Annotated in this window: 1 protein-coding gene; it reads right to left on the reverse strand. The window is 63.8% G+C overall.

The window, feature by feature from the left end:
* Positions 1-1606, reverse strand: a 1606-nt coding sequence (locus tag C7477_RS18640) for an FG-GAP repeat domain-containing protein (RefSeq protein ID WP_146226131.1), incomplete at both ends; no start/stop codon positions are given.

A 1606-nucleotide genomic window follows, 5' to 3' on the forward strand; every position in this document is an offset into this window, starting at 1 on the left:
GCTTGCCATTTTGGATCGAGAAGGTGACGTCGCCCGAGGGCGCCTGACCCTGCAGATCCTGGTTGCCGGTGCCGAGCGTGGCGCTGAGCGTCACCGGCTGCCAGGCTACCACGGGGCTTTGCGGGTCGGCCTTCAGGGCGAGCGTGGTGTCGAGCTTCTTCGCCGCCAGCGGCACGGTCCCGGACGTGCTGCCGGCAAAGTTCTTGTCGCCGTCGTAGACGGCCAGCACATCGTGCGTGCCGGTCCCCACCGGCGCCGGCACGTTCTGCGCCGTGCCGGTCACCGTGGCGGTGGGCTCGCCCAGCGCAATCGTCGCTGTGTTCGCAATTGAGTTGGCGCTCGCCAGATCGTCAATGCCGTCGCTGTTGAAGTCGGCGCTGACGACGCCGGCCGCCCCCAGTTCCGGTGCGATTGTCGCGCTCGGCTTCGACCCGAAGTTGAAATTACCATTGCCTAGCCAGACCTGCAGCGAGAGGTCGGTGGCGGTGTAATCATTGACAGTCGCACCGAAATCGGCGTTGCCATCGGCGTTGAAATCGCCGACCGTGACTCTGGCGATCCCATTATCAATGCCCAAGTCAGCGGTCGCGGTCGATCTGTTGATGAAGGTGCCGTCGCCCTGCCCCTGAAAGATTAAGACCTGGCTATGGATGCCGCTGCTGCCGTTCGTTCCGAGCGCAAAGTCAAGAACGCCATTGGCGTCGAAGTCGGCCAGCGCGATGGATTGCGGATAAAAAAGGTCTGGAATGGGCGTTTGCGGGGTGAAGTTGGCGGCGCCGTCGCCGAGCAACACGACTGCGGTCCCGGAGCTCTGATTGACGGCGATCAGATCCACGTTGCCGCTGGAGGTAAAGACGCCGGCGGCAACCGAGCGTGTCAGCTTGCCGGTGAGAATGGGAGCCTGCGGCGTGAAATTAACGTTGCCGTCGTTGAGGATGACGATCACGGCGCCGGTCTCATCCGGCTTGTTCACCGGAACAGCCATGTCGAGGCTGCCGTTGCGATCGAAATCGCCAATCGCAATGGTATCCGCCGCCACGTAGCTGTCATCGGGGAATTTTGTGTGGCCCGCTCCCCACGGGAAGCTCGCGCCGCCCGCGTTGCCCCAGGTCGTCACTTCGTTGCCGTTGCCCACCGCCACATCGGGGGACCCGTCATTGTTCAAATCCGGCGTGGCGATGCTCGTCGGCGGATTGGGTACCGCGAGGTTTGCATACGGCGTGGTATTGACGCCGCCATTGCCGTCGCCCAGATAGACCGTCACATTCTTGTCGTCGTGGTTCGCCACGGCAAGGTCGGGGTAACCGTCGCCGTTGAAGTCGGCGGTCGCGATCGCCTGGGGGGTTTTGCCGGTTGGCAGATCCGGCGTTTGGCCTCGGGCAAGCGTCATGGCGTTCTGCGGCGTGCCGAGCTGCACATTTGCGAGCGACTTATCCTGGTTGGTATGATCCTTGATCTCGACCGTGCCGGTCGGGAAGAGCGAGGGCGGCGCGATGCCGATGACCGTCACGGGCAGATTGTAGGGGGGGGTGTTGCCGTCCGGATTGCCGAGCGTCGTCGTCGTGGGGTATTGGCCGGTCACCGTCAGCGGCTGGGTGTCCGAGGT

This window comes from Paramesorhizobium leguminum (genome assembly GCF_003217235.1).
Lineage (GTDB): Bacteria > Pseudomonadota > Alphaproteobacteria > Rhizobiales > Rhizobiaceae > Paramesorhizobium > Paramesorhizobium leguminum.